23 protein-coding genes are annotated in these 25,223 nt (G+C 47.8%); 10 read left to right on the top strand and 13 right to left on the bottom strand.

Translation table 11 applies throughout. The features are described 5' to 3' along the window. Positions 1-19: 19 nt before the first annotated feature. From HGH91_RS25295 to HGH91_RS25265, 7 genes are all read right to left on the bottom strand, one after another. On the bottom strand, positions 20-589 hold the full coding sequence (locus HGH91_RS25295) for an anthranilate synthase component II (RefSeq protein ID WP_168741671.1): 570 nt from the start codon (positions 587-589) through the stop codon (positions 20-22). 2 nt (positions 590-591) lie between these two features. Further along, on the bottom strand, positions 592-2,001 hold the full coding sequence (locus HGH91_RS25290) for an anthranilate synthase component I family protein (protein ID WP_168741670.1): 1,410 nt from the start codon (positions 1,999-2,001) through the stop codon (positions 592-594). A 331-nt stretch (positions 2,002-2,332) separates the two neighbouring features. After that, positions 2,333-3,469 carry a bifunctional histidinol-phosphatase/imidazoleglycerol-phosphate dehydratase HisB gene (hisB, locus tag HGH91_RS25285; protein WP_168741669.1) on the bottom strand — a complete coding sequence of 379 codons (1,137 nt, stop codon included), beginning with the start codon at positions 3,467-3,469 and terminating at the stop codon, positions 2,333-2,335. After that, a complete protein-coding gene (gene hisC, locus HGH91_RS25280) occupies positions 3,466-4,539 on the bottom strand; it encodes a histidinol-phosphate transaminase (RefSeq protein WP_168741668.1) in 1,074 nt (357 codons plus the stop codon). The genes hisB and hisC overlap by 4 nt, the downstream gene beginning before the upstream one ends. Positions 4,540-4,561: 22 nt before the next feature. Beyond that, the gene (gene hisD, locus HGH91_RS25275) at positions 4,562-5,842 is read right to left on the bottom strand and encodes a histidinol dehydrogenase (protein WP_168741667.1); all 1,281 of its coding nucleotides are present in this window, start codon (positions 5,840-5,842) and stop codon (positions 4,562-4,564) included. A 14-nt stretch (positions 5,843-5,856) separates the two neighbouring features. Next, positions 5,857-6,711, bottom strand: a complete 855-nt coding sequence (gene hisG, locus HGH91_RS25270) for an ATP phosphoribosyltransferase (protein ID WP_168741666.1) — start codon at positions 6,709-6,711, stop codon at positions 5,857-5,859. A gap of 222 nt (positions 6,712-6,933) precedes the next feature. Further along, positions 6,934-7,614: a hypothetical protein gene (locus HGH91_RS25265; RefSeq protein WP_168741665.1), complete on the bottom strand. Its 681-nt coding sequence runs from the start codon at positions 7,612-7,614 to the stop codon at positions 6,934-6,936. 340 nt (positions 7,615-7,954) lie between these two features. Between HGH91_RS25265 and HGH91_RS25260 the strand changes: the two genes are divergently transcribed. From HGH91_RS25260 to HGH91_RS25230, 7 genes are all read left to right on the top strand, one after another. Then, on the top strand, positions 7,955-8,374 hold the full coding sequence (locus HGH91_RS25260; RefSeq protein WP_168741664.1) for a LexA family protein: 420 nt from the start codon (positions 7,955-7,957) through the stop codon (positions 8,372-8,374). Between the two features lie 19 nt (positions 8,375-8,393). Beyond that, on the top strand, positions 8,394-8,888 hold the full coding sequence (locus tag HGH91_RS25255; RefSeq protein WP_168741663.1) for a hypothetical protein: 495 nt from the start codon (positions 8,394-8,396) through the stop codon (positions 8,886-8,888). Between the two features lie 6 nt (positions 8,889-8,894). Beyond that, the gene (locus HGH91_RS25250; protein WP_168741662.1) at positions 8,895-9,647 is read left to right on the top strand and encodes an SOS response-associated peptidase; all 753 of its coding nucleotides are present in this window, start codon (positions 8,895-8,897) and stop codon (positions 9,645-9,647) included. A 139-nt stretch (positions 9,648-9,786) separates the two neighbouring features. Further along, entirely contained in the window at positions 9,787-10,785 is a 999-nt protein-coding gene (locus HGH91_RS25245; RefSeq protein WP_168741661.1) for a TlpA family protein disulfide reductase, read from the top strand. A gap of 10 nt (positions 10,786-10,795) precedes the next feature. Further along, on the top strand, positions 10,796-11,734 hold the full coding sequence (locus HGH91_RS25240; protein ID WP_168741660.1) for a hypothetical protein: 939 nt from the start codon (positions 10,796-10,798) through the stop codon (positions 11,732-11,734). A gap of 209 nt (positions 11,735-11,943) precedes the next feature. Continuing rightward, positions 11,944-12,108, top strand: coding sequence for a hypothetical protein (locus HGH91_RS25235; protein ID WP_168741659.1), 165 nt, complete (start codon positions 11,944-11,946; stop codon positions 12,106-12,108). Positions 12,109-12,203: 95 nt separating this feature from the next. Next, complete coding sequence (locus tag HGH91_RS25230; RefSeq protein WP_168741658.1) at positions 12,204-13,184, top strand: hypothetical protein; 981 nt, start codon at positions 12,204-12,206, stop codon at positions 13,182-13,184. On the opposite strand, the gene HGH91_RS25225 is transcribed toward HGH91_RS25230, so the two are convergent. Together HGH91_RS25225 and HGH91_RS25220 are read right to left on the bottom strand one after the other, a co-directional pair. Then, positions 13,185-13,583 (bottom strand): DUF4267 domain-containing protein, encoded by a 399-nt coding sequence (locus tag HGH91_RS25225; protein ID WP_168741657.1) that lies wholly within the window; start codon positions 13,581-13,583, stop codon positions 13,185-13,187. Between the two features lie 59 nt (positions 13,584-13,642). Further along, complete coding sequence (locus HGH91_RS25220; RefSeq protein ID WP_168741656.1) at positions 13,643-14,224, bottom strand: Crp/Fnr family transcriptional regulator; 582 nt, start codon at positions 14,222-14,224, stop codon at positions 13,643-13,645. Between the two features lie 143 nt (positions 14,225-14,367). On the opposite strand from HGH91_RS25220, the gene HGH91_RS25215 reads away from it, so the two are divergent. From HGH91_RS25215 to HGH91_RS25205, 3 genes are all read left to right on the top strand, one after another. After that, positions 14,368-17,127 carry a sensor histidine kinase gene (locus HGH91_RS25215; protein ID WP_168741655.1) on the top strand — a complete coding sequence of 920 codons (2,760 nt, stop codon included), beginning with the start codon at positions 14,368-14,370 and terminating at the stop codon, positions 17,125-17,127. Continuing rightward, positions 17,124-17,873, top strand: coding sequence for a LytR/AlgR family response regulator transcription factor (locus HGH91_RS25210; RefSeq protein WP_168741654.1), 750 nt, complete (start codon positions 17,124-17,126; stop codon positions 17,871-17,873). Before HGH91_RS25215 ends, HGH91_RS25210 begins: the two co-directional genes overlap by 4 nt. A 107-nt stretch (positions 17,874-17,980) precedes the next feature. Continuing rightward, the gene (locus tag HGH91_RS25205) at positions 17,981-18,250 is read left to right on the top strand and encodes a hypothetical protein (RefSeq protein ID WP_168741653.1); all 270 of its coding nucleotides are present in this window, start codon (positions 17,981-17,983) and stop codon (positions 18,248-18,250) included. 56 nt (positions 18,251-18,306) lie between these two features. Here HGH91_RS25205 and HGH91_RS25200 read toward each other — a convergent pair whose 3' ends face one another. Genes HGH91_RS25200 through HGH91_RS25185 form a run of 4 tightly spaced genes read right to left on the bottom strand, consistent with a single transcriptional unit; the run spans position 18,307 to position 25,209 of the window. After that, positions 18,307-19,347: an isoaspartyl peptidase/L-asparaginase family protein gene (locus HGH91_RS25200; protein ID WP_168741652.1), complete on the bottom strand. Its 1,041-nt coding sequence runs from the start codon at positions 19,345-19,347 to the stop codon at positions 18,307-18,309. Between the two features lie 21 nt (positions 19,348-19,368). Further along, positions 19,369-20,412 carry a cyanophycinase gene (locus tag HGH91_RS25195; protein ID WP_168741651.1) on the bottom strand — a complete coding sequence of 348 codons (1,044 nt, stop codon included), beginning with the start codon at positions 20,410-20,412 and terminating at the stop codon, positions 19,369-19,371. Positions 20,413-20,449: 37 nt separating this feature from the next. Then, positions 20,450-21,841, bottom strand: coding sequence for a RagB/SusD family nutrient uptake outer membrane protein (locus HGH91_RS25190; RefSeq protein ID WP_168741650.1), 1,392 nt, complete (start codon positions 21,839-21,841; stop codon positions 20,450-20,452). 11 nt (positions 21,842-21,852) lie between these two features. Then, a complete protein-coding gene (locus tag HGH91_RS25185) occupies positions 21,853-25,209 on the bottom strand; it encodes a SusC/RagA family TonB-linked outer membrane protein (protein WP_211092420.1) in 3,357 nt (1,118 codons plus the stop codon). Between the last annotated feature and the right edge of the window lie 14 nt (positions 25,210-25,223).

Below are 25,223 nucleotides of genomic sequence, written 5' to 3'. Positions count from 1 at the left end.
CATACGTCAAGGCTGTTATTTAATGCTGTAGCCAGTTTCGCAAGATTTGCTCGCCCAGTGGTGTCAGCACACTTTCGGGGTGAAACTGTACGCCGCTTACATCGTATTTGTTATGTTGCAATGCCATAATAAAGCCGTCTTCATCTTTGGCAGTCACGATTAATTCAGCGGGGAGGGTACTTTCGTCTACCACCCATGAATGATAGCGACCAGCCTGGATCTGGCGCGGCATGCCTTTAAACAGGCGCCCGTTATCGGCGATAATATTTACCTGGGTAGCCACGCCGTGGTATACTTCCTTGAGATTAGTTAAGGAAGCGCCAAAAGCTTGTCCGATGGCTTGCTGGCCGAGGCAAACTCCAAAAATGGATTTGGTGGGGGCATATTCCTTAATGAGCGGGAGCAACAGCCCTGCTTCTTCCGGGATACCGGGGCCGGGAGATAAAATAATTTTATCGTAGTCGTTTACTTTTTCCAGTGGAATTTCATCATTGCGCACCACGGTGACTTTGCCGTTGATGATTTTTTCCACGAGGTGAACGAGGTTGTATGTAAAGGAGTCGTAATTATCGAAAACGAGGATATTCATCACTAAATTTTTTGTGCCAGCAGGATGGCTTGTTTTAACGCATTGAGTTTGTTATTAACTTCTTCCAGTTCTGAAGAGGCTACCGATTTAGCCACTACGCCCGCTCCGGCCTGATAATACAGGGTATTCATTTTGCTGAGTATGGAACGGATCATGATGGCATGGTTAAAGTCGCCGTTGAAGCCTACCGCACCGATACAGCCGCCATAGAAGCCGCGGGCAGTGGGCTCATACTGATCAATGATTTCCATGGCCCTGTATTTGGGAGCGCCGGAAAGTGTGCCTGCAGGGAAGGATGATGCCAGCAGGGCAAAAGGATTCGCGGTTGGATCCACTTTCCCCGTTACTTCACTCACCAGGTGAATCACGTGCGAGTAAAAATGTACTTTCCGGTAGGAAGCCACTTCCACCTCGGTGGCATTGCGGCTAAGATCATTGCGGGCCAGGTCTACCAGCATCACATGTTCTGCATTTTCCTTTGGATCTTCCAGCAGTTTTTCTGCCAGCAATTTATCCTGGCTATCATCCCCGGTACGGCGGAAAGTGCCTGCTATCGGGTGAATGGTCGCCTTACCGTTGGTAATTACGATTTGCGCTTCCGGGGAAGAACCCATTAGTTTATAATCGCCGTAATCGAAGAAGAAAAGATAAGGAGAAGGGTTGATAGAGCGGAGCGCGCGGTATACGTTGAATTCATCGCCACGGAAAGACTGCTGGAAAGCCCTGGAGAGTACTACCTGGAAAACATCTCCGCGGAAACAGTGTTGCTTGCCTTTTTCCACCATTTGCATGTACTCCTCATCTGTCATATTGCTTTCCTCCACTCCGGTAGCGGCAAACGGATATCCGGGCGAGTCTTTATGCCGTATGAGTGATTCTACCAGGTCAAATTCGCTATCGAGGCCCTCTACCTGGTTTTCACAAAGAAAGAGTTCATCTTTAAAGTGATTGATGGCAATGATATATTGATAGTAGCGGTAACGCATCAGGGGGATGGTATTACCGGCTTGTTTTTGCTTATTGAATTCGATAGTTTCGAAGAACTGTACCGCATCGAAAGTGGTGTAACCAAAGAGGCTCTGGGCGCCTGGCACGGGGTGTTTGCCACTGAAAGAGAAGTTGCCCAGGAATTTCTGCAGTTCATCCAGCACGCTCTGGCTGCTTTTCAGCTCTTTCTTTTCTACCGGCAGGTTGGGATATTTGAATTCAAACTTAGTGGTAGAAGTAACTTCAATGCCAGCAATAGGCTTTACGCAGATAAAGGAATAGCTGTTTTCACTGGCCCTGTAGTCGGTGCTTTCGAGGAGGATGGAACCGGGGAATTTATCGCGGAGCCGCAGATATATCCCCACTGGCGTGAAAATGTCTGCCAGCATCTGTTTCGATCTCGTGTTTACTTGGATGGTACGCATGATATATTGGGTGAAATGTTTGTTTTTCTGTTGAAATAGAAAGGTATAAAAAGCCAGAAGGCCCGCTGTGTAACAGCGGGCCTTCCAAATATATTTCTAAACGAAACATGGCACTGTAACACAGATCAGGAATTGATTCCGTGCCACCACCAATGTTTATTTGTAATGATATTTTGCATAGCGGGACAAAAATGGGCATTTTTTTTATAAAATGCAAATTTTTTTCGCGTGAAGTTTCACGCAGAGGAGCTAAGCAGCAAAGCAACAAAGGAATTTTATCTAAATTCTTCTTATTTCCTTTACAGCTTTGCACCTTTGCTCCTTTGCGTGACTATAATACTCCTTTTGTAGATGGCAGCTGCATGTTATAAGGGTTCCGCTTCACGGCCATCCTAATTGCTTTGGCAAATGCCTTGAAGATCGCTTCTATCTTATGGTGCTCATTTTCACCTGTTGCCTGGATGTTCAGGTTTGCTTTAGCGCCATCGGAGAAGGATTTGAAGAAATGATAGAACATTTCGGTAGGCATCTCCCCTATCTTTTCTCTTTTAAACTCCGCATCCCATACCAGCCAGTTACGACCGCCAAAGTCGATTCCCACCTGCGCGAGGCAGTCGTCCATAGGCAAACAGAAACCGTATCTTTCAATGCCGCGCTTATCGCCCAGGCCTTTTGCCATGGCTTCTCCCAGAGCAATACCAGTATCTTCTATGGTATGATGTTCGTCTATATGTAAATCACCTTTAGCGGTAATATTCAGGTCTATGGCGCCGTGGCGGGCAATCTGATCGAGCATATGATCAAAGAAACCCAGTCCTGTATGAATATTGGCTTTGCCGGTACCGTCGAGGTTCAGTTCAATACTGATATCCGTTTCGTTGGTTTTTCGTATATGCGTTACCGTTCTCAATCCCAGTTTCAGGAATTCATAGATACGGTTCCAGTCGGTCGATTCCAGCACTATCACAGATTGCAGGGCGGCTACATCATCGCTGATCTCCGCGCTGCCCAGGCCAGAGCCTTCATTGATCCAGATGGCTTTGCTGCCCAGGTTTTTAGCCAGTTGTACATCGGTGATCCGGTCGCCTATTACAAAAGAATTGGCCAGGTCGTAACTGCCGTCCAGGTATTTGGTAAGCATACCGGTACGGGGCTTACGGGTGGGCGCATTATCGGCTGGAAAAGAGCGGTCGATACATACTTCATCGAATTTCACGCCCTCATTTTCGAAGGCTTTCATGATCATATTTTGTGCCGGCCAGAAAGTATCTTCCGGGAAAGACGCTGTACCCAGGCCATCCTGGTTGGTAACCATCACCAACTCGTAATCCAGTTCGGCCGCTATCCGCGCCATATTCACAAATACTTTTGGATAGAACTCTACTTTATCCAGGCTATCGATCTGGTAGGTGGGTGGCACTTCTTTGATAAGGGTACCATCGCGATCTATAAAGAGTACACGTTTCATGCAGATACAGGCGTTTCTTTTTTCAGGTTAAAAGATTTCAATACTTCCAGCAGGTGCAGGTTTTCAGCGGGCGTACCGATGGTAATGCGCAGGCAACCCATACACAGTTCTACTTTGGAGCGATCGCGCACCACGATACCGCGTTCAATGAGGTAGTTATAAATACCTTTGGCATCGGTGGTTTTTACCAGGATAAAGCTGGCGTCGCTGGGATAAATTTCCAGTACTTCCGGCAGCTGAATAAGGCCGGCAGAGAGCAGGTCGCGTTCTATCACGATTTCGCGGATCCACTCATTTACCTGGCCTACATTGTCAAGCGCCTGTAAAGCCAGTTCATTGGTGGCCTGGCTGATATTGTACGGAGGCTTTACCTTATTGAAAGTATTGACGATATCTTCACTGGCAAAGGCCATCCCGATCCGGAGCCCTGCCAGCCCCCAGGCTTTGGACAAGGTTTGCAGTACTACCAGGTTAGGGTATTCTGTCAGCTCCTGTATGAATGTTTTCTGGCGGGAGAAATTAATGTAAGCTTCATCGATCACTACGACCCCATCGAAGTTGTTCAGTAGTAATTCAATATCCGCGCGGTTAATAGAGTTGCCGGTCGGATTATTGGGGGAGCAGATAAAAATCAGTTTGGTATTTTCATCGATGGCCTGTTGCAATGCAGGGATGTCCAGCTGAAAATCAGGTGTAAGACTCACTTTGCGTACAATGGCATCGTTGATGTGCGCACTTACTTCATACATGCCGTAAGTAGGCGGACAAAGCACCACGTTATCTACACCGGGGTTTACGAAGCAGCGATACAGTACATCGATCGCTTCATCGCTACCGTGGCCGATGAAAATATTCTGTGGGGGCACGCCTTTTATTTCGGCCATTTTATATTTCAGTTTCCACTGCATCGGATCGGGGTAGCGGTTATAATTTACCGGCAGCGGTGATCCGAAATTATTTTCGTTGGCGTCCAGGAAAATGGTTGCTTCTCCTTTAAACTCATCCCGGGCAGTAGAATACGGCACCAGTCTTTTTATATTTTCCCTGATCAGGGTATCGAGATTAAACATATCGATTGTAATTAGGTGATTATTATGAGTTGGATTTCTCCAGTTGCTGTAATCTTACGGTCACGGCGTTTTTATGTGCTTCCAGTCCCTCAGCCGCTGCCATGGCTTCGATGGTGGCGCCAATGTTTTGCAGTCCTTCCGGTGAAATCTGCTGGAAAGTAATTTTCTTCACGAAGCTATCCAGCGATACGCCGCTATAGGCGCGGGCATAACCATTGGTGGGCAGGGTATGGTTAGTACCGGATGCGTAGTCGCCTGCGCTTTCAGGAGTGTAATTCCCCATGAAGACGGACCCTGCATCGGTAACCCTGTCTGCCAGGTTTTCGGCGCCGTTACAAGCTAAGATAAGGTGTTCCGGTGCATATGCGTTCAACATATCTATGGCGGTATCGATATCTTTCACCAGGATCATTTTGCTGTTATCCAGCGCGGCCGTGGTAATTCCTTTACGGGGCAGCTTTTCCAGCTGGGCATTGAGGGCGTTGGTCACGTTGGTGATTACACTTTCGCTGGTGGTTACCAGTACTACCTGGCTATCGGGGCCGTGTTCTGCCTGTGACAACAGGTCGGCGGCCACAAAATCAGGGATACAGCTATCATCCGCCAGTACAGCCACTTCCGAAGGGCCAGCCGGCATGTCGATGGCTACACCGCTTTTGTTGACCAGCTGCTTGGCGCAGGTTACGTATTGGTTACCGGGGCCAAAGATCTTATATACCTGTGGTACGGAGTCCGTACCATACGCCATAGCGCCGATGGCTTGTACACCTCCGATGGTAAACACTTTTTCAATGCCTACCAGCCGGGCGGTATAGAGGATGGCCGGGTGCAGGGACGGCGTACATAGTACCACTTCTTTACAGCCTGCTATCATGGCCGGAATGCCCAGCATCAGGATAGTGGAGAACAAGGGTGCTGATCCACCGGGAATATATAAACCTACCTTTTGAATGGCTACGGGTTTGCGCCAGCATTGCACGCCGGGCATGGTTTCAATCACCTGCACTTTTTCCTGTTGTGCGCGGTGGAAAGTGGTAATATTTTTGGCTGCCTGCTGGATCGCCGCTTTCAGTGCGGGTTCCAGCACCGATTCTGCAGCAGCAAAAGCGGCGGCAGGGACCTGGATATCTTCCAGGGTTACCTTATCAAATTCGGCAGCAAATTTTCTGATGGCTTGGTCGCCATTGTCGCGTACTTCCTGCAGGATGTTATTCACTTTTTGTTCCAGCGCGGAAGTGTCCATTACCGGCCTTTGCAGCAGGGCTGCCCAGGCGCTTCTTTCCGGAAATCTAATTGTTTGCATCATTGACTCTTTTATCAGATCACCATTTTTTCGATAGGCACCACCAGGATACCTTGTGCGCCGGCTTCTTTCAGGCTTTCGATGATATCCCAGAAATCATTTTCATTGAGTACAGAGTGAACAGAGCTCCAGCCAGCTTCTGCCAACGGCAGTACGGTGGGACTTTTCATGCCTGGCAGCAGGCCAATGATTTCATTCAGTTTATCATTGGGTGCATTAAGCAGGATGTATTTATTGTTCTTCGCCTTTTTCACGGCCTGGATACGGAACAGTAGTTTATCGAGCAATACCTGTTGTTCAGCCGTAAGCTGGTGACAAGCTGCCAGTACCGCTTCTGACTTGAGAACAGTTTCCACTTCTTTTAGTCCGTTCATGAACAGGGTGGAACCACTGCTTACCAGGTCACAGATAGCATCTGCCAAACCTATGCCCGGCGCTATTTCTACCGAACCGCTGATCTCGTGTATTTCTGCGGTGATACCATTGCGTTTCAGGAAATCTTCCACGATCACGGGATAGCTGGTAGCAATTCTTTTGTTTTGCAGGTCTTTTACAGACGTGTAATCCACTGATTTTTCCACTGCCATGGATAAGCGGCATTTGCCGAATCCCAGCTTCTGTACGATGTTTACCTGTTTTTGTTTTTCCAGTACTACATTCTCACCCACGATGCCAATATCGGCTACACCATCTTCAATGTATTGAGGAATATCATCATCGCGCAGGAAGAACACTTCCAGCGGGAAGTTGGTCGCTTCTGTTTTCAGCTTGTTCACACCATTGTTGATGTCGATGCCGCATTCCTTCAGCAACTTGATGGAATCGTCGTGCAGGCGGCCTGATTTCTGGATTGCAATTTTTAATTTCATCCTGGGTAAAAATAAAAAAGGGCTTACCTCTTCGGTAAGCCCCTGTGATGATGTAATATGGTGATATACACAAAAATCATCCCCTGCCTACCGTGCTGGTAAGATATGATGGTGATGATGTATATGTATGTTTGTTGTCATAATTCGGGTACAAAAATAGTAATGAAAATGATAAATCAAAGGATTTTTTTTGGTGGTAACACGGAAATAATATATTAGCACTTATTTAGTTAGCCTACTTTGCAGCTCTGGCACCACATTTTCGAAGGTGCGCAATAAACGGTCCCAGTTGCGAAAAGATTCATCTGAGCTGGCAGCGACCCCTGGAGGCGCTATTTCGCTCACTAATTTTGCCTTATAGGTAAGCGGATCGGTATTGCCTGTTTTGATGATTAAACGGGTACGGATCGTGGCCGCCTTGAAAGATTTTACCACCCAGGCGGTGCACATATAGCCGGTAGCCTTGTCTGTTACTGCGATAACATCAAAATAGCCGGTGATGATGCGGTTGATCAGCTTCCAGGAATCATCTTCATTGTGACTGGTACGCACGTCGATATCCTGGTTAGCCAGGTTGGTGACCATGGAATTTTCGTAGGCATCATCTTTTTCCAGCTTAATATAATCAGTGGAAGCCAGGGTATGTTTGCCATCATTGATATAGTTTCTTTCCTGGGTAATATAGCCAGCTTTTTCCACCCGTACGTTCACCTGGGCATAGGCGCCCACTTTGATTTCGGTAGACGTATTGTTGACCAGTTTGCCATCCACAAATATTTTCGCATCGTTCTCTGTATTGATGGTTATTTTCTTGGGACGAACTTTTGCGTAAAGGGTGTTTGGATAAAAGAAAACGATCGAGGCAGTACAAAAAAACAACAGTGCCAGAAGGTGTTTGCTCATAAGGTATTTGATTTGCTGAGGTTTACAATATCATAAGTATAACAGGACCGCAATTTGCAACATCGGGGTAGTCATCTTGTTAATCAAATGCAAATAGCCCTGAAATAACAACTTAACAATCAATTCATTCTGGAAATGCCCCCGTCAGGGCAGGTAGATAAGTAAAAAAAACTGACTGCGCCTGTTTTAGCACCTACCCGACACATCTTGCTGATCTGCTGTCGATTAGCTCCCAGACTGGTTTTGCAGCATTGTCAACGATCTGTTAATTGATTTTTTTAACTAATTATTTTAGCTTTAATTTGCTAATATTATTAGTATTTATTAAAACGATAGTTATATGGAAGCATTGAAACAGCGCGCGTTGGATATAACCCTGCCGTTTGTTAACACCAACATACCCGCAGGGTTCCCAACCCCCGCATTGGATTACCAGGAAGAAGAAATAGATCTTTCCCGGATCCTGCAACCTAATCCCAACAGTTCCTTCATTATTAAAGTGAAAGGAGATAGTATGACAGACGCCAATATTCCTGATGGCTGCATGGCGGTGGTAGACCGCTCCCTTCGCCCCGGTACCGGCGATATCATTGTAGCAGCATTAAATGGAGAGTATACCGTGAAGCGCCTGGTAAAAGCCGGGCGTAGCTGGGTATTGCATCCCGAAAATGCGTTTTATAAGCCCATCGTGATCACAGAAGACTGTGACTTCCAGGTATGGGGCGTAGTCACCGCCGTGATTGTAGATATGCGTAAATAAACCATGAAACCGGTCCCTCATGCATAATCCACTGGCATTATTGACGCCCGAACTGGTAAAGGCCTTGCTCGATCATGGCTTTACTTTGTTTGTCCGGCAAAGCTATGCCGCCGGAAGAAATGATACAGATACACCTATCAGGGAAGTATTTCTCATTACTCCCTATAAAGACATAGGTGAAGCCAACATTCACTTTCAGCAGATCCGTTTTGACCACCGGAAATATATCTACCAGGCCCACCACCCGGAAGAAATAGACAAGTTATTGATTGCCGCTTCGCAGCCGGAAGGCTACAAAGTATATGCGGCACTGCTACAGCAGGAAGTATGGCAGCCGCCTCTATATATGGACCCGGCGGTAAGAAGATACATTTCCCGCAAAACTACCTGGAGGCCAGACAAGCAGGAAGAAGTCCAGGCGGAATTATACCTGCACTACGGGGAGTTGTATTTTTCCCTGAAATACGCCAATGAAGAAATAAAAGTACCTTTATCTGATATAGACTACGACTAAATTACTATGTGTTACGATATTGCCTTCAGTGCCAACATAGAGAGTATTTTCAAATATCTGCCCCAGCTAAAAGCCGGTGGCAACCTGGATATTCACTTTGATCCCACCTGGCATAAAATCGGGATGTCTTACCCACAATGGCCCGTAATTACGCACCGTAATGGCCTGCAGCTGGAACAATTCACCTGGGGACCTATACCCAAACTATTAGATACCCTGGAGAAGGTAAAAAGACAGCGCCAATTATACCTGAACGCGCGCAGTGAAAAGGTATTGGAAAATGGCACCATGTGGAATGCTATCCGGCACCAGCGCTGCCTGATACCCGCTACCGGCTTCTTCGAATACCGGCAGATACCCGGATGGAAAAATAAAGTAGCTTATCATATCAAATCCAGGGAACAGGAAGTCTTTTTTATTGCCGGCCTGTGGGCGTTGTCCAACTCCTGGGATGTGGATAAACCCGGGCGTATTCCCACCTTTACCCTGCTGACACGCAGCGCCAATCCATTAATGGCACAAATCCACAATGGCGGCGACAATGCCGGCAGAATGCCTATGATGCTCACCAACGAACTGGCAGAGGAGTGGGTTAAGCCATCCCTCACAGACACGGATATACGTGAAATATTACGATATGAGTTACCAGCCGGTCAACTGGATTGCTGGCCGGTAAATTCTGTACGCAAAGTGAAACCCGACGACGCTAGTGTTATTGCCCCCGTGATACACGGAGGGTTGCCTGCTCTCCAGCTATAAGCTACCCGTAAGCTGCTAACCCGGCTACTAAAACGATTTGCTGTTTACATAAAAATGCGGCTATTTTAAAAGAATTACTGCATTGCCTTCACCCTTTATGTATAGTGCGTTGTCTTACCTCTAATAAACGCGCACAAATATGATTAAAATAAGATATAGTGCCTGCTGCGTGCTGTTGTTGCTCCTGCTACGGTTACCAGGGCTGGCACAAGGGTTTGAGATCAAAGGAGCCGTAAAGGATGTAAAATATGGCAAGATAAAGCTACTGGCGCTGGAAGATAACAAAGTCATACTGGGAGAAGCCGATATCAGAGGGCATCAGTTTATCGTAAAAGGGAAACTGGATTACCCTCAACCAGTTACGCTTTGCATCAACGGAAATGTTACACCTGTATTCCTCGAAAACACCCGTTACCAGCTACAAACGGATTACTTCGGATTGAATGGCCGTCAGTTAAAAGGCGGACAGCTGAACGATGAATACCAGTACTATCTGCAGGATATGAGGACCCCCTCTAATCCTGACCGTACCGCGGAATTTCTCACTAAATACCCTGATTCTGAGGTAGGAGCTTTCCTGGCCAACTACTGGGGAAAGTATCCCTATTCCCGGGTAAAAGCTTTCCTGGATGCCATGGGACCTCATGCGCGGCAATCCTGGTATGGCAAACTGGTAACCCAACGGGAAGACGTTATGTCGAGATCACAGCCAGGTCGCGTAGTGCCGGATTTCAAAGCCCTGGGCGTAAATGGCGACACCGTTAGCTACAATCGTTTCCGTGGCAAAGTACTCATGCTTGATTTCTGGGCTTCCTGGTGCCATCCCTGCCGCATGGAAATACCTCATCTCAAAAAGGTATACCAGACCTTTCATGAAAAGGGCGTGGAAATTCTCAGTATTTCTGTAGATGCTGTAGATACAGCCTGGAAAAAAGCACTCGGCCAGGAACAGATGCCATGGCCGCAGGCACGCGACCCCAAAGGATTTGATGAAAATGGTTTCCGCAAAGTATTTGGATTCGGCTACGTTCCCTTTGCAGTGATCATAGGCGCCGATGGCAAAGTGGCAACCGTATGGGACCGCACCGGGAAATCGCTGGAACAATTGCTGGAAGAAGCCCTGGCACAAACCAAATAAAAAAAGATCCATGAAATATAGCTTTCTATTATGGTTGCTTGCAGGATGGGGCCTATCAGCTACCGCGCAACAGGCAAGTATACAAAATCAACTGACTGCCATGCACAAAATAGCTGCCGATGGCCTCCAGGACAGCGCTACGGCCAGCAAAGCTGCTATCAGGCTGTTGGCACAACTGGATCCGGACAATGCGTTGCTGGCCACGCAAGGTAATGACAGTATCATCAATAGCTACCTCGATGGCTTTTTCGAGATGCGTCACCTCGCAGGAGTTGCCACCCACTTCGACAATGGCAGTAACATGCGCCTGAAATATGTGCTTTACAATGTACAGAGCGACCGGGTAAGATGGGCTTACTATCAACGGGTGGCTGCCGGGCGCACAACACTTAACGATGACTATAGCATACTGAAAGAAGTGAAAGCAGACCTGGCATTCGTAGTACCGGCGCGCCAGCGGATGAAATACGATTCCCTGTTCAGCATCTGGTACAACGTGCGCCAGGGAGAGCCGGCGCCGGCCTTCACTTTATATAATAACCAGGAAGGACGCCTGGTTACCAATGCTCCCGGTGAAAAGATGTGGGTTATTCAAACCTATGCCCCATCAGACACTGCCAGCATGCGCATTTACCAGGACTTCTGCGCCCTTGCGCAACGATTCGCCAACGACACCAACTTCATTTTTATTGGCGTTAATCTGCAGCCGGGAACGGCTCCCGCCACTATGCTGCCACAATATCACCTGCTGCCAAAGGATATCCCGGCTTTCCGCCGTTTATACGCTATCCATGGTAACAGCCGGGGCATGATTATACGCAACGGCTACTTCCAGATGGCTACTATCCCCGATGCCCCGGAAAATATGCTGGTACTGCTCCTGCACTATAGCGCCAATATGCACTATCCAGATAACGAACATCGAGAAACAAGCATCAGCGTTGAATAAACAAAAAAGGGATGGTAGCCGTAGTGGCCACCATCCTACGCCGGGAACTGAAAGAAGAACATTACCCCGGTATGCTCCTGGTGGCTGCCGGCAGCCTGATTTAGCCCTTAAAATTCAGGTATTATTACACTCCTCTGGTATGGTGATTGTGGCGTATTATAACGAACTTTGTATTGTTCAATCTATTGTTACACCAAAACGCTACTCATATGGCACACGTAGAAATTCATCACAAGAGGAAGAGCAACACCACCTGGGTATGGATGATCATCATACTGCTTACGTTAATGGTCATTTTGTTTGCGTTGATGCGCAGCACCGATAAGGTGGCTCCATCACCTATTCCACCTGCCAATACAGCTGTAAACGCGTAAAAATACCAGACCTGGTGAGGATTTCGTTACCCGTATTTCGCATATCGCCACATAATATTTAAAATATTATGTTTTATTTGTGTCAAATAACCGGGATGAAATACTTGTTGTGGTACTGTTTTCTGCTGCTTCCTTTTTTGTCGTATGGCCAGGAATTAACCTCCTATCGCGATACGGTACATAACTTTTCGGTGGGTATCCCTGCCGGGTGGCAGGTGATGCAGGCGCCTGCATCGTCGCCTGTAAAACTCCTGGCAGGGCGGTTATCTGCCAACAGTACCCAGCGTATGCCGGAAAAATTCAATGTAACCATTATCGATGCACCCAGGTCCAATCTGTATGCGGAAGTAAAGAAACTGCTGAATTATACCCGCCACAACCCTTATTTTAAGCTGGTAGATTCCAGTACTACTGTCAATAGAGGGAAGCGACTGTTCCGGATGGATGAAATACACCAGGAACCCAATATACCCGATACCTTTTTTGCCAGTATTTTCGTGTCTTATACCAACAACAAGGTATACCTGCTAACGGCATCCACTTTATTGCCATTTTCAGCCGATTTCCGGCCATTATTTCACCAGGTGGGGACTTCATTCAAAACAGGGAAGGCCAGCCGGAAAGAACGCCTGAAAATCGCTTTTCCCACCACAGAAAAATGGAAGACCATTGTAGATACGGATGTGGACAACCTGGCCACCCGCCAGTTGTTGCCAGAAAATGAAACCCCGGATAACTGGACCCAGCTGCTGAATGAAATGACGATGGAACAGGGCCAGGTAGCTAATATCGACCAGGCTGTTAAAAGCTTTACGGGAGCGGCCCTTCAGCAATCGCCCAATGCTACCGTAACTTTGCTGGCGAAAGAAAATCTTCCCAAACGCCGCTGGGCATTGTTTAAAGTAGAAAGCCCGGTATCTGCGGTACAGGCGCCCCAATCGCAGCTCTATTACGTTATGCAGGGACCGGAAGCATTTCATGTGGTTTTTATTGCGAGAAAGGAATCTTTCCTGCTGCCTTCCTTTATCAAAACCTGGGGAGATATTTTCCGGAAAAGCCAGGTGGTATACGAATAACTAGGCCGGCAATATTGCCTTACGGCCGGAAAACCAGGTTCCGGCCGCCGCAATGGCGATTAAAATAATGGCAATAATATGCGGCATGGCCGTCATCACATTCCCATGCGTAGCCTGCAATACCAGTGTCATATCCACAAACGGGACCATGCTGCCTGCCAGCAATACCACCACCAGCGCTTTTCTTTCATTCATAGCCGCCAGCAATACAATGACAATACCGGTAAATAAATCGCGGATACCTTTGATGTAGTGAAAAGAATAATCTCCATTTTCCTGGAAATGCAAACCAAAACCCATCTCCCCTGCTTCCGGCTGTAACAGGAATTTTAAACCGATATATACTAATACTAATCCAGAACTGATGGTGAGGTACTTAAAGAAATTTGAACGTGTCATAATTGATAGTTTTATAACACAAATTTCTGTCAGGCAAACAAGGATTTCGTGCACCCAGGTTAATTAATTCCTTTGGCCATCCTTTTTCGTATCCGGCTCAGCGACTGTGGCTTTACGCCTATATAAGACGCAATCATATACTGCGGGATACGATGTTGTATGGTCTGAAACATTTCAAAAAACTCATGATACCGTTGCTCGGGCGTTCCCGTATAGAGGGAAGTAATTTGCTTCGCCGACCTGATAAATACGTCTTCTATGATGAGCCGTCCCATACGGTCACCTTCCCGGAAAGTGTCGTACAGACGCTGCAAATCTTCCGCCGAAATGGTCCATAAGACAGTAGGCTCCACCGCTATAATACTTTTGGTAGAGGGCGTACGGGTGAGCATACTTTCGTGCAGTCCGACCCACTCATTTTCGCAGGAAAAATAAAGGGTTACCTCTTCCCCGTTATGGTTCGTTAAATACCTGAGCAGCCCTTGTTCTATGAAGGCCACCCGGGTGGCTACCTTCCCTTCCTGCAGGAAGTATTCGTTTTTCTTCAGCGTCACCCGTTTAACGAAATCAGGTAACATTTGTTCCTCCTCTTCCGACAAGCGGATCAGGTATTTAATGGATGCGACTAGTTGCTGGTTCATAGGTATCAAATGTATAAAAATTATCAAAAGACCTGTTTAGGTCATATATTCACCGGATATTCAGCCAGGTTTACCATTTGCTCAGTGGGCAAAAGTAGCGTGTACAGATACCGATAGCTTTGGTATTATAAACCTATAGTATCATGAAAAGGACTTATTATCTATTGCTACTGCTTTGTCTCCCTTTACTGACAGCAGCCGCAAAACCACCGGGTTACCTGGCATTGCAACCTGGCGACTGGTTTGAGATGCAGGTAACATTTGGGCCCAAAGACGGCCCCTACCCTGTACTTCCTTCTCCCTATCTTCCGGAAGGGTTTGGGCCCGCTAAGGGAACCACTTCCTTCTTATGCAGCCGGCGTTATACTGTGAAGTACCTGTTACTGCAACAATTGGCCAATGGGAACCAGCAATACCGGATTTCCCTGGAAAGGGCAGCCAATTTCGCGCAGCCGGCTCTCTCTCAAAACGGGAACCGCTATCTGCCCACCGGATGGATGGGATACGACAGTTACTATCCTTCCTACATACAAGGGCTCACCCAGAAACCACCCAAAGATGTGTTTACACTGGAAATTACATCCCAGGGAAAAACGGTGTCACTCTTGGAAGATTCCCTCCTGCAACCGGTCACCATCACGATGACCAGTTATGGCCCTGCTACCAACGCTGCCAGCAGCATGCTCATTACCACTCCTGCTATCAGCATAGTGGACCTGCAGGAAAATATTCAACACGTAATGGCGTTGCGTACCCGGGAAAAACTACCACCGTTGCTTACGCCGGTGAGTATGGGTGGATACTCACAGCTATTGGTGGGGGCTTCCTACCTTCCTGGTGGCAATACATTGGTAAAAGGAAGTACCGGAACAGGCGCAAAAGAAATAACCCTGCAACTATCAGATAGCACCTACACCATCCCGGTAAAAGCCAATGGTGAATTCATTTGCCCACTGTTGCTGAAAGGCCCGCAGGAAGGGATGTTACTCCTCGACAACCGCAATGTCCCTGTTTTCCTGACGCCCGGCGACACCCTGGCCATCACCTTTGATAAAACCGGGGCCATGACACTGGATGGAAATGCCGCCTCAAACAGCCGGCTGTCCGAAGCCGTGAATGGGCTCTACTACTACCGCGACCGGGTAAAGGCAATCCAGCTGATGGCCAATATCCAGGAGTGTATGGATATACAACAAATAGCCACCGATAAATTTAATGCGCTGCTCCGGCAGCACCAGGGCGATGCATCGCCGGTATGCCTGGATTATTACCAAACCGCCTGGAAATATTACATTGCCGGCGAACAGTTGCTGTTCCTGAATGTACGCGGCTACCAGGCCGACCGCGCCCTGGCTTCCTTCCAGCAGATACCGGTTTCCGTTACCACAACTATAGATACCTTGCCAGTAGCGCTTTGCCCCTATCCACAGAATAATTTTTATAAAATTTATATAGAACAGCTCCTGCAATATCAAACGGCGCATATCAGCTATGCCAGCGGTGGTAAGGCCATGTTCAACAATTTTTACGACGACTTTTTTTCCGCCGTTTCCATATTAAAAGGTTATCCGCTTTATTACAGGCTTGCCAGCAGTATCAATAAAGAACTGATGCAGAAAAGCTGGACAGAGAATCAAAGGCTTAAACCTTACTACCAGGATTTTATACAAAACTGTGATGACAGTAAACTAACCACACCGGTAGTAAAGAACTGGCAACTTATGGACCAGTGGGCGCCCGGGAATAAATTACCATTCAGTAAATTATCACAGCCTGATGGTCAGGCAATTACGCTACCTATCTCCCAGGATAAAATTACCTGTCTGCTATTCGACGATGGGAGCCCGATACAGGACACCGCTTTCCTTTCTTTCCTGAAAAGGCATCCGGAAGTACATTTCATTTACCTCTGGATGCAGGAACCGCACACCACGGCGCCACAAAGAAGGGATAGCCTGTTTCGCACACTGGCTCATGTAACCAGCATTGAAATAGCTAACAAAGGCGATCAAAACTATGCGGCTTACGGCTTAGCCAAAATAGGCAACAATAATTTTGTGGTGTTGGATAAATGGGGCCGCATTGCCAACGATCATATTCACAGCACTTATAACAGCTGGCCCGAACTGGAAGAAGCTTTTAAAGCAGCCGAAAAAATCCCCCGTTTTTCCGCAGCGCAAAAAGCAAGTTTTTTGAACATTGCAGGATGGAGCTTAGGCTCTATCCTGCTCACGGCTTTAGCGGGCATTTGGATTTACCGGGTCCGTGTACGCCGCCTGCAACAAGGCGCCACTTTGAAAGCTACCATCCGCGACCTGGAAATAAAAGCGATCCGCTCCCAGATGAATCCGCATTTTATTTTTAATGCGCTCAACTCTATTCAATCGCTGATCAACACGGGACAATTTAAGGCTGCCAACAGCTACCTGGTAAAGTTTTCCCAGCTATTACGAAGTGTATTGCATAATGCCGAAAAAAATACTTTGCCGCTGTCTGATGAATTGGCTACGATACAACTATATTGCGAACTGGAACAACTCCGGTTTAACTTTAATTTCGAGATGACGGTAGATCCTGATATTGAGCCCGATCTGCTATCGATACCCGGCATGATCATCCAGCCACTGGTAGAAAATGCGATTGTACATGGTATTGCCGCCAAGGGCGCCGCCGGGATCCTTCAAATTAAAACGACCAGGCAAGATAACGTCTTACGTATCAGTATATACGATAACGGAACCGGGTTTACCGCCGCTCCCACGGATCCTGCACAACATAACGGTATAGGGCTTAAACTGGTAAGAGAACGGCTGCAACTGTTTACTACCCATGCGGGCAATCTCCAATTCAGCAATGGTACCGGTACTACGGCACTATTAACCATTCCAATTGAACCGGCATGAAAATAAAGAGTATCATTATAGACGATGAAAGCAAAAGTCGCGACAACCTGCGGGTGTTACTCAGTGAATACTGCCCGGCCATCGAGATCGTGGCGGAAGCCGAAGATGCTGCCAGTGCATTGAAACTGATCCGGCAACTGGAGCCTCATCTGCTGTTCCTCGATATTGAAATGCCGGGAGGATCCGGATTCCAGTTATTACAATCATTACCGGCCAACAGGGACTTTGAAGTCATATTTGTAACCGCCTATGATCAATATGGCATTGCTGCTGTAAAAGCCTGTGCCATTGATTATGTATTAAAACCCGTCGATGTGCTGGAATTATCGGCAGCTGTAGAAAAAGCGGTAGCACAAATTATTCCCCAAAAGGAAAATAGCCGGCTGCGCGAGTTAGTTGCCAACATGAGCAAATCCCCGGCGGAAAGCCGCATTGCCTTTCCACTGGCCGACAAAATTATTTTTGCTTTGCCTACCGAGATCGTACGACTGGAAGCAGATGGTAACTATACGCATGTGTACCTCGCCGGACAAAAAAAAATAATTGTCTGTAAAACATTGAAAGAGTATGCCGATCTGCTCAGCAACAGTCATTTTATCCGTACTCATCAATCCCACCTTGTTAACAGTCACAAAATAACCGCCTGGATCAAAACAGAAGGAGGCGCCATTGCTATGGAAGATGGCAGCCTGGTGCCTGTTTCCCGCCAACGCAAGGAAGAAGTATTAAAGCACCTGGTGAAATAAATCGCCGCTGTTGTGTATTTCTTTACGCACTCATAAAACCCTTATGAGTTGTAAGTCAACCACTTCTTTATGGTGTAGTGTTTGGAGCTGATTTTATAAAAAACGCTATGCAAAAAATACCTGAAACACCTGGTCCACTGCGGGATAATGACCTGCAACCGGATGACGTGGTGCTGAATCAGCAGCAGCCCGTACCGCCCAAAGGCAACCAGGATGAGCAATCACGGTCAGAGGCCGACCATTCGGAAGAACTGGAAGATGAAGAAATGGAAGACGAACAGATAGATGATTTACTGGAAGAAGAGCATATTACCGACGAAGATATCAATCCTACTTTTCCGGAAGAAGATGATACCGAGAAAGGCCCCATGAAGTGACAAGATATAAACGGATACAGATAAGCAGTGTTATCTGCATCCGTTTATATTATTTATTAATCTTTATAAATAAAGACTTCTATTTTACCGTCTTTGGTAACACTACCGCGATACATGCCTTCCGTATTGAAAGACATGGTCATATTACCTTTTTTATCCAGCGCAATCAGGCCGCCATCGCCACCCATATCGCCTACTTTCCTGATCACTGTTTTACCCGCCTGTTGCACTGTATATCCTTTATACTCCATCAGGGCAGATAAATCGTACGCTACCACATTGCGGATATAAAATTCGCCCCAGCCGGTACAGGAGATAGCAGCAGTTTCGTTGTTGGCATACGTACCCGCGCCAATAATAGGCGAATCGCCAATGCGGCCGAATTTCTTATCCGTCATACCTCCGGTAGAAGTAGCAGCCGCCAGGTTACCTTGTTTATCCAGGGCCACCGCGCCAACAGTACCGAACTTATAGTCCCTGTTCTTAATACCCAGCTTGCCGGGATTATTCGATACGTGCGTTTTAAGTGCCGCAATAGAATCGTCTTTCAACGCTCTTTGCAGGTCGTTCCAGCGTGTTTCTGTTCTGAAGTAAGAAGGATCTACAATGACCAGTCCGGCTTCTTTGGCAAACTTATCGGCGCCGGGACCTACCAGCATCACATGTTCTGATTTTTCCATCACGGCGCGGGCGGCGGTGATGGGATTACGTACGGTGGTAACACCTGCTACCGCACCGGCAGCTTTGGTTTTACCGTTCATGATAGCCGCGTCCAGCTCATTCCGGCCATCGTGCGTAAATACAGCACCTTTACCGGCATTGAAGAGGGAATCGTCTTCCAGTACTTTTACCGTAGCTTCTACGGCATCGAGACTGCTGGCGCCTGATTGCAGCACCCGGTAGCCCGTTTCCAGGGCCTTTTTCAGGGAAGCTTTATAAGCAGCTTCTTTCTCCGGTGTCATATTCTTTTTCAGGATAGTACCAGCTCCTCCATGGATCACCAATACATAAGAAGGCGTTTTTTCCTGTGCCATAGCCGGCGTTAAAAACAATATCCAGGATACCAGGAAAAACAAATAACCAAACCGTACTTTCATATCAAACTTTATTAGAAATCATCAAATTGCTTTTTTCTTCAGTTGCCCTTTTTCTACCCACCACCAATACCAGCTACCACCGCTGGCCTTGGCCGGGTCGAAGTCGGCCACGGAAAAGCTGCCGTTGCCATTGGCCGAAGCAGGTATTTCATACACTTTCAATGCCTGCCCGGCATGGTTCCATTCCAGCGGTTGACCGTTCTCGCAAAGTTCTGGTTTTTTAAGACTATCTGTCATAATAAAACAAGCTTTGCTTACGCCATATACCGTGGCCATCCCATTTTCATCGATACATACTGCCGTTTTCTCATCGGGTGCAATACCGCGTGGGAAAACAGCATTGTCTTTTATAATACGGCTCATAAAGGTAACATGCCTGCCTTCCCGGTGACGTTTCAGGTAGTGTTGGTCGCTGATTACCTGTTGCAGGTATGGCGCATGGAGGAAGTCGTTATTATAGAGTTTTACGAGTGAATCATATGGGTTGGCGAGTACAGAGTCGGATACGGCACTGCCACCTTCCCCACTATAATACCAACCGCTCAAAATAGCACATCCGGCGCTGGTGCCTCCTACGGGCACTTTCTTTTCCTGCAGCAGGTAATTAATAGCCGCATCTACTTTAGTACCTCTCCATTGCTGCATATATCTCGACTGATCTCCACCGGCAATAAACAGCATCTCTGCATGGCGGATAATGTACGCCACAGTGTCGTTGTTGGCCAGTTCCCGGCTGGTGATGTTCAGGGTTTCCACTGAGTTTACCTTTCCCAGCGAATCGATATCTGCGTTATAGCCGCCGTTGCCGGAAGCAGTGAGTACCACTACATCTCCACCACCACTGCGTGACAGCATCCATTGAAAGGCCCCGTCTACATTACCTCCGCCACCAATCAACACCACACCACCTTTCACAGGTGCAGAGATATCAGCTGTATCGCCTATAAAACCGATAGACGCCGGACGCCCGGGAATAACGGGCGTTTTGGGAGCAGATTGATAGCAGGCAGAAAAACAGGTAGCCGTTGCCGTTATAAGCGGAAAAAAGAGCTGATTTATTTTCATCTGATCGTTGTTATGGTTTTACCGTAAAGCCGGAAGACTAGTAGCCCGGGTTTTGTTTCATGTTTTTGTTGGCTTTGGTTTCTGCATCGGGAATAGGGAAAACATACCCTTTGTCGCCGGGCTTTAGCAATACTTTGCCCTGCGCATTGATGGCGTCTTCCGGGTTCCTGGTTACAGAAAGATTTCTTCTTCTGAGGTCAAACAATCGTTGTCCCTCGAAGGCCAGTTCTTTGAAACGTTCGGTATAAATGGCGTTGATCAGGGCATCTTTACCGGCAAATGCTTCCGGCGTATAACCATTGATACGGGCGGTCCGCAGGGTATTGAGATCTGCGGCGCCGTCGGTCACTTTATTTTTTTCCGCCAGTGCTTCGGCACGGATCAGGTACATTTCCCCGGTTCTGAACAACTTGATATCAGCGAGGCCGGGATTACCAGCAGGGCCGAAATATTTATTCACGATATACTTTGAGGTGCCATCACCGCGAGTATCATCATACAGAATGTAAGCAGGGTAACGCACATCATTGTTCTTATCGAACAGGTTAATCAGTTCAAAGGAAGGCGCATAATACACGATGTCACCATCATAGTAAATAGCGCCCACCGGGTCGTCGGCGCCGGCTACCTGTTTCAGCTTCCAGATCACCTCGGCCGATTTGGTATCTTTCCAGATGCCGGGAAATTCGCTGGCAGTAGCCAATGGCAGGGCATCGATTGCTTCCGTGGCATAGGTGATGGCGTCGTCCCATTTTTTCTGGTACAGCGCTACGCGGGCACGGATAGCGGCAACGCCGGTACGGGTAATCCGTGTATTATCGTCTGCATCCGCAGGAATCAGGGTACTGGCCAGCTGCAGATCTTTTTCTATACCTGCCATCACTTCTCCAAAAGTATTACGGGCAGGGAAACTGTTGATGGAAGTATCCATCAGGGGCACGCCCATCGCAGCTGGATCATATGCTTCTGCATAACTCTGCAACAGCTGGAAATGGCAATAGGCGCGCAATGCCAATCCCTCGCCACGGTATTTTTCTTTCAGCGCAATATCATCGCCTTTGGCGGGCACGCGGTTAATAGCGGCGAGCACCCGGTTTACGCGATCCAGTGTAATGTAATATTCACCAAAAGAACCGGTAATAGTGGTGGTCCCCGGATCTATTTGCCAGCGGTAAGTGGCAATACCCCTACCCAGGTTATTTTCATTGGGCAACATACATTCATCTGTTACCAGCGATACGCTGTAGATCGTATTGTAGGTGAGCTGTGTATAAGCGCCCAGCAGCCCGCCATTCAGGTCGGCCACATTGCGGAAGGTTCTTTCCGGATCAATAATAGAGTCGGTAGGTTGCAGGTCCAGCTGCTTATTGCAGGAAAATAAAATGAACGGCAGCAGTAGTGCAATATATTTTAAATGACGAAACATCATAGTTGCTGATTTTAGAAATTAACATTCAGGCCAAAGGTGTAGGTCCGTGCACTGGGGTAGTCAAACATGCCTTCCCCATTATTATTTTCCGGATCAAAGCTTTTCCATTTGGTCCAGGTATAAAGGTTCTGCGCCTGTGCAAATACCTGTATACCCTGCACAAATTTTAAGTGCGTTAACAATTGTTTCGGGAAGTTATACCCGATGTTCACATTCCTTAAACGGATATAAGAAGCGTCCTGGATATCTTTTGAAGAGTAGTTCCGAGCAGCAGTGATCCTGGGCAGGATGGCGTTATCGCCGGGCTTTTTCCAGCGGTCGTATAACATACGTTTAGATTGGTTACTGCTGGCGAAAGAAGGGTTTTCGTTGTAGTAGTCTTCATTCAGGTAGCGCATGGCCTTATCCGCAAACGTAAACAGGGCGTTGGCGTAAAATCCTTTCCAGTTAAGCGATGTATTGAAACCACCGGTGAAGGGCGGAATATAGGTACCAAATTCAGCAACGCTTAGTGCTGTTTCGTTATAGTTGGAAGTTTTCTTACCCTGGCGGTCATAGTATTGCGGATCACCGGTTTCGGGATTTACGCCGGCCCATTTAGGCGCGTAGTGGGAACCGTAAGGCAATCCTACTCTTACAATCTGGGAAAGGCCCTGGGTAAATTCGCCGGCGCCACCCAGGTCGGTGATCACGTTTTTATTATAGGCAAAGTTGGCGCCTACACTCCAGGTAAAATCTTTACGGCGGATCACATCTCCCTGGATATCCATTTCTATCCCCCTGTTACGCATGGCGCCTGAGTTCAGGAACATGCTGTAGAAGCCAGAGGTGATGGACATCGGTTGATCTACAAACAGGTTGTTGGTTACTTTATTATATACATCGGTAACGAGGCGGATGCGGTTATTCCATACACCAAGATCGAAGCCTACGTTAAGCTCCTTGGCATACTCCCAGTCGTAGGCCGGGTTGCCGGGTTGTGAAGGAACAATAGCCGGGATGCCGCCGTATTGGTCTGTTTTATAGGTACGGAAATAGGCGAATGGTCCGAGCCCGGAAAATGGATTCGCGGAAGTACCGTAGCTGGCGCGGAAGCGCAGGTTATTGATAAAGTTGTTGTCTGCCAGGAAATTTTCCTTCTTCACTTCCCAGCCCAGGCCAAAGGAATAGAAACCATGCCAGCGGTTGTTGATCGGCACGGTGGAAGCGCCGTCACGCCGGTAGCTGGCGTTGAGGGTATATTTTTCGTTGAAGGTATAACGGCCTACTGCGATATAGGATGCCAATGCACTTTGTGTACGGCCGCCATGCAACAATGGCGTGTAGGGCGAACCTGGGGTAATGGCAGCCGGTGTAGCCGGCAGGCGGCCATCGAGGTCGTAACCGGTATAGTCGAAAGAACGGTAGTTATTCTTTGTAAACTCGAAGTAACCGGATACTTCGAAGTCATGCATCCTGTTAATTATTTTGGACCAGGTAAGCCCTGAAGTACTTACCAGGGTGAAGTTGCGGGTAGTGCCTTCACCGAAGCTGCCTTTGGAACCGTTGTCGATTTTATAGCCGGAATAAGAATCGGGGTTTACATATTGTTCAGCAACGGTTTCCCTGAAGTCTAGTCCCAGCCGCGTTTTCGCTACCAGTCCTTTTGCCAGTTGATAGTTCAGCGACGTACCGATAATACTTTTCAGCTGGTTTTCTTTGCTGGAGGTATTCAACATTGCTTCCAGTGCGCGGCTGCCCTCGCGGGGATCCAATGTGGGATATTTATCGCGGTTGTACCGGGTCATGAGCGTACCGTCGGGCGCGTAGGGGTATTCGTAGGGCATGGCATAGTATACGGCCGACAAGGTATTATCGCCGTTGCTGGAGCCTTCCCGCCGTATGAATGAAGATTCGGAGTAGGCGAGCCCGATGTTAATATTGGCAGTTAATCTGCCGGCATTAAAGTCTACATTATTTTTCAGGCTATAGCGCCTGAGCCCCGACCGCCGGGCGATACCCTGCTGATCGAAATAATTCACAGAGCTATAAAATCTCACATTATCATTGCCGCCGCTGGCACTTAACTGATGTTCCTGGAACTTACCTGTTTGCAGGAATATTTTTCTCCAGTTGGTATTCATGCCTCTGAGACTGTCGAGGATGTGGTTAGCCTGTTGTTGTTCCTGTGGGGTTTTGGTAGCATAGTCAGGATTTTTGGGAGAATAATCCCAGCCAGGGCCATTACTTTCGCCGGTTTCCAGGCCTACTTCTTCCTGGAACTGCAGGACTTCGGCCGAATTCATCATCTGGTATTTGGGGGTGGTCATGTTGGAAAAACCGTATTGCGATTTATACGCGATGCCTACTTTACCGGATTGTCCTTTTTTGGTAGTGATCACGATCACGCCGTTGGAGCCGCGGGATCCGTACAGGGCTTTGGCGGACGCATCTTTCAGCACCGTAACGGAGGCAATATCTTCGGGGTTAATGCCCTGGAATTGGCCGGATTCAATGGGGATGCCATCCATTACGTAGAGGGCAGCGGAGCTGCCATTGATAGTACCTACGCCCCTGATGGTTACTTTAGCGCTGGCGCCGGGCTGGCCGGAGCCGGCAGATACCACCATGCCGGGCACGCGTCCCTGCAGGATCTGGTCGAAGCTGGCCATGGGCACCTGGGTAATTTTATCGGCGCCCACTACACCGGAGGCCGCGGTAGATTTATCGCGGGCATAGTTCGTGTAGCCGGTAACCGTTACCGCGTTCAGGGTTTTTATATCTTCAATTAGTTTTACATTTATTTCGGATCGCTGGTCAATATCTACCTGTTGACTTACATAGCCTACCAGGGAGAACTGGAGCGATTTAGTGTTGTCGGGTACATTCAGGGTATAGGTACCGTCGGTATGGGTGAGGGTACCGATAGTGGTGCCGGTTGCCCTTACGGTAACGCCGGGGAGGGGAAGATTATCCGTTCCCCGCACCGTTCCATGGATGGCAATGTCCACTGCCGCTTTAGCAGCTGCATCGGCATAAATCACTACCAGCCCATCTTCCTTGAGCCGGTAGGCCAGTCCTGTACCGGCGAGGGCCTGGGCCATTACCGCATCCAGGGTAGCCTCTTTGGCAGCAACGGTGACCTTTTTATCGGCGGGCAGTGTTTTATCATGAAACACAAACCGGTAGGTGGTTTGATGTTCCAGTGTTTTCAGCAGTTGCCTGATACTGGTTTCTTTTACCTGCAGGGTAATGGTTTCCTGTGCGGAACAAATAGCTTGTACCTGCAGGCAGATTAAAAAAAGAAAGACTGTCAATTTCATAGTTAGCAGCAGTTTGCCGGTGGGAACAGGTTTTCCCTTCCACTCCAGGAATACAAGTTTTAACATACCTTTGATGTTGG

The sequence above is a fragment of the Chitinophaga eiseniae genome, assembly GCF_012641265.1.
In the GTDB taxonomy this organism is placed as follows: Bacteria; Bacteroidota; Bacteroidia; order Chitinophagales; family Chitinophagaceae; genus Chitinophaga; species Chitinophaga eiseniae_A.
This window is presented reverse-complemented; position numbering and strand designations above follow the sequence as displayed.

Excerpts from the sequence above, each read along its gene's own strand:
- HGH91_RS25295 (WP_168741671.1), bottom strand. The coding sequence starts at position 589 with ATGAATATCCTCGTTTTCGATAATTACGACTCCTTTACATACAACCTC.
- HGH91_RS25290 (WP_168741670.1), bottom strand. The coding sequence starts at position 2,001 with ATGCGTACCATCCAAGTAAACACGAGATCGAAACAGATGCTGGCAGAC.
- hisB (WP_168741669.1), bottom strand. The coding sequence starts at position 3,469 with ATGAAACGTGTACTCTTTATAGATCGCGATGGTACCCTTATCAAAGAA.
- hisC (WP_168741668.1), bottom strand. The coding sequence starts at position 4,539 with ATGTTTAATCTCGATACCCTGATCAGGGAAAATATAAAAAGACTGGTG.
- hisD (WP_168741667.1), bottom strand. The coding sequence starts at position 5,842 with ATGCAAACAATTAGATTTCCGGAAAGAAGCGCCTGGGCAGCCCTGCTG.
- hisG (WP_168741666.1), bottom strand. The coding sequence starts at position 6,711 with ATGAAATTAAAAATTGCAATCCAGAAATCAGGCCGCCTGCACGACGAT.
- HGH91_RS25265 (WP_168741665.1), bottom strand. The coding sequence starts at position 7,614 with ATGAGCAAACACCTTCTGGCACTGTTGTTTTTTTGTACTGCCTCGATC.
- HGH91_RS25260 (WP_168741664.1), top strand. The coding sequence starts at position 7,955 with ATGGAAGCATTGAAACAGCGCGCGTTGGATATAACCCTGCCGTTTGTT.
- HGH91_RS25255 (WP_168741663.1), top strand. The coding sequence starts at position 8,394 with ATGCATAATCCACTGGCATTATTGACGCCCGAACTGGTAAAGGCCTTG.
- HGH91_RS25250 (WP_168741662.1), top strand. The coding sequence starts at position 8,895 with ATGTGTTACGATATTGCCTTCAGTGCCAACATAGAGAGTATTTTCAAA.
- HGH91_RS25245 (WP_168741661.1), top strand. The coding sequence starts at position 9,787 with ATGATTAAAATAAGATATAGTGCCTGCTGCGTGCTGTTGTTGCTCCTG.
- HGH91_RS25240 (WP_168741660.1), top strand. The coding sequence starts at position 10,796 with ATGAAATATAGCTTTCTATTATGGTTGCTTGCAGGATGGGGCCTATCA.
- HGH91_RS25235 (WP_168741659.1), top strand. The coding sequence starts at position 11,944 with ATGGCACACGTAGAAATTCATCACAAGAGGAAGAGCAACACCACCTGG.
- HGH91_RS25230 (WP_168741658.1), top strand. The coding sequence starts at position 12,204 with ATGAAATACTTGTTGTGGTACTGTTTTCTGCTGCTTCCTTTTTTGTCG.
- HGH91_RS25225 (WP_168741657.1), bottom strand. The coding sequence starts at position 13,583 with ATGACACGTTCAAATTTCTTTAAGTACCTCACCATCAGTTCTGGATTA.
- HGH91_RS25220 (WP_168741656.1), bottom strand. The coding sequence starts at position 14,224 with ATGAACCAGCAACTAGTCGCATCCATTAAATACCTGATCCGCTTGTCG.
- HGH91_RS25215 (WP_168741655.1), top strand. The coding sequence starts at position 14,368 with ATGAAAAGGACTTATTATCTATTGCTACTGCTTTGTCTCCCTTTACTG.
- HGH91_RS25210 (WP_168741654.1), top strand. The coding sequence starts at position 17,124 with ATGAAAATAAAGAGTATCATTATAGACGATGAAAGCAAAAGTCGCGAC.
- HGH91_RS25205 (WP_168741653.1), top strand. The coding sequence starts at position 17,981 with ATGCAAAAAATACCTGAAACACCTGGTCCACTGCGGGATAATGACCTG.
- HGH91_RS25200 (WP_168741652.1), bottom strand. The coding sequence starts at position 19,347 with ATGAAAGTACGGTTTGGTTATTTGTTTTTCCTGGTATCCTGGATATTG.
- HGH91_RS25195 (WP_168741651.1), bottom strand. The coding sequence starts at position 20,412 with ATGAAAATAAATCAGCTCTTTTTTCCGCTTATAACGGCAACGGCTACC.
- HGH91_RS25190 (WP_168741650.1), bottom strand. The coding sequence starts at position 21,841 with ATGATGTTTCGTCATTTAAAATATATTGCACTACTGCTGCCGTTCATT.
- HGH91_RS25185 (WP_211092420.1), bottom strand. The coding sequence starts at position 25,209 with ATGTTAAAACTTGTATTCCTGGAGTGGAAGGGAAAACCTGTTCCCACC.